A 1,905-nucleotide genomic window follows, 5' to 3' on the forward strand; every position below is an offset into this window, starting at 1 on the left:
CGGCTCCTGTTCAAGAAACCCTATCGTGTAGCCGGGGCTTACTGTTGTCTCCCCCGCAAATTCCGTGTCCTTCCCCGCGAGGATTTTTAACAGGCTCGATTTCCCCGACCCGTTAAGGCCGATTACGCCGATTTTAGCGCCGTAAAAATAAGAAAGGCTTATATCCTTTAGTACCTGTTTCGTCCCGTGTTTTTTGGAAACCTTGTACATGGAATAAATAACTTTTTTGTCGTCAGTTGTTGTCGCATAACATTTTATCAAGGTCGGCGACATATTCATGCGCCTCGTTGGCGCACTGGCGTTCGCAGGCGCGGCAGCAGATGCATTTGTCGTAATCCCTTATCATTTCATATTCGGGGTATATAAAATTTAACGCCATTACGCTTTACCTCTGTTTATATTGACGATTACCGGCTGTCCGCCCCTCGGCGCCCACACGGTGTCAAGGTCGGGCTGTATTATACGGATGGCCGCCTCTTCGCTGGCGATATAGGTAAGATCGTCTTTTTCCCCTACCACCATACTGCGCAGTTTAAGCCTGTCGTTTAACGCCATAAGCCCGCCGTCAAACCCCACAAGGATTGAGAAGGGGCCGGTCACAAGGTACGCGCTGAACATTACGCGCAAGAATTCATGCGTTTCCCGCTCTTTGGGCGGCTGGCTGTCGATGGTCTGCCAGAAGGAGGCGGCGATGACGGAGGCGATTTCTTCAAAAGAAAGTTTTTGCTTCCTGTGCAGGTAATCTATTATATAGGTAATGACTTCGGTATCGGTCTGGAGCGAGCATTTGTAGCCGTACATTTCGATGGAGCGCCTGTTCGTGTCGTAGGAGGATATTTCGCCGTTATGCACCACGGAATAATCGAGGAGCGCGAAAGGATGCGCGCCGCCCCACCAGCCGGGAGTGTTCGTCGGATAGCGGCCGTGGGCGGTAAAACACCAGCCTTCATATTCTTCCAATTTGTAAAAACGCCCTACGTCTTCGGGAAAACCTACCGCCTTGAACACGCCCATGTTTTTCCCGCTGGAAAAAACGTAAGCGCCTTCGATTTTTGTATTTACGCTGAACACGCATTTCGCGGTAAACTCCCGCTCGTCAAGCTGGCTGTCCGCGAGTTTTGTGGGGAGGGGGATTACAAAGTAACGCCAGATTAAAGGCTCGTCGGTTATCTCTTTTATTTTTCTTGTGGGAATTTTTGAAAGGTTTATTATGTCAAAATGCCGTTCGAGAAACTCTTCACATTCTCTTTTATTTTTCTTGTGGGAATTTTTGAAAGGTTTATTATGTCAAAATGCCGTTCGAGAAACTCTTCACATTCTCTTTTTGCGGACACCGATTCGTAAAACAGGTGCAGGGCGTAATAATCCTTGTACTCCGGGTATATTCCGTAAGCGGCAAAACCGCCTCCAAGCCCGTTAGAGCGGTCGTGCATGACGCTGATCGATTTGATAATCGCCTCGCCGCTCATGCGCCGCCCCGACTTGTCTATAATACCCGATATGGCGCAGCCGGACGGAATCCGCACCTGCCCTTCATTCCGCATCAAAAAACCTCCGTAAAAACGTAAGTAACTGTATTAAAAACGGGCGTTATTGTCAAGGGGAGGCGGCAGACGCCATCTTCCTATTAAATTTTCAAAATGATATAATGGGGCAATGGCAACAACAACTGACGACAAAAAAGTTATTTATTCCATGTACAAGGTTTCCAAAAAACACGGGACGAAACAGGTACTAAAGGATATAAGCCTTTCTTATTTTTACGGCGCTAAAATCGGCGTAATCGGCCTTAACGGGTCGGGGAAATCGAGCCTGTTAAAAATCCTCGCGGGGAAGGACACGGAATTTGCGGGGGAGACAACAGTAAGCCCCGGCTACACGATAGGGTTTCTTGAACAGGAGCCG

The 1,905-nt window shown here is 48.6% G+C and carries 5 protein-coding genes; 1 reads left to right on the forward strand and 4 read right to left on the reverse strand.

Annotation, left to right across the window (positions count from 1 at the left end):
• The 4 genes from ACYVTD_RS12150 to ACYVTD_RS12165 all read right to left on the reverse strand — a co-directional run.
• Window positions 1-273: ATP-binding cassette domain-containing protein (locus ACYVTD_RS12150; RefSeq protein ID WP_461248020.1), on the reverse strand; the 273-nt coding region annotated here is incomplete at its 3' end.
• The gene (locus ACYVTD_RS12155) at window positions 233-379 is read right to left on the reverse strand and encodes a hypothetical protein (protein WP_461248021.1); all 147 of its coding nucleotides are present in this window, start codon (window positions 377-379) and stop codon (window positions 233-235) included. The genes ACYVTD_RS12155 and ACYVTD_RS12150, both read right to left, overlap by 41 nt.
• The gene (locus ACYVTD_RS12160; protein WP_461248024.1) at window positions 379-1,212 is read right to left on the reverse strand and encodes a class II glutamine amidotransferase; all 834 of its coding nucleotides are present in this window, start codon (window positions 1,210-1,212) and stop codon (window positions 379-381) included. The genes ACYVTD_RS12155 and ACYVTD_RS12160 overlap by 1 nt, the downstream gene beginning before the upstream one ends.
• Complete coding sequence (locus ACYVTD_RS12165; protein ID WP_461248022.1) at window positions 1,209-1,547, reverse strand: hypothetical protein; 339 nt, start codon at window positions 1,545-1,547, stop codon at window positions 1,209-1,211. The genes ACYVTD_RS12160 and ACYVTD_RS12165 overlap by 4 nt, the downstream gene beginning before the upstream one ends.
• Before the next feature lie 109 nt (window positions 1,548-1,656).
• Between ACYVTD_RS12165 and ACYVTD_RS12170 the strand changes: the two genes are divergently transcribed.
• Window positions 1,657-1,905 (forward strand): ATP-binding cassette domain-containing protein (locus ACYVTD_RS12170; protein ID WP_461248023.1); only part of this gene is annotated, 249 nt, incomplete at its 3' end.

It is taken from the genome of Treponema sp. R6D11, from assembly GCF_054786075.1.

Bases quoted from the DNA above. Each gene is read 5' to 3' on its own strand.
- ACYVTD_RS12155 (WP_461248021.1), bottom strand. From the start codon at position 379: ATGGCGTTAAATTTTATATACCCCGAATATGAAATGATAAGGGATTAC.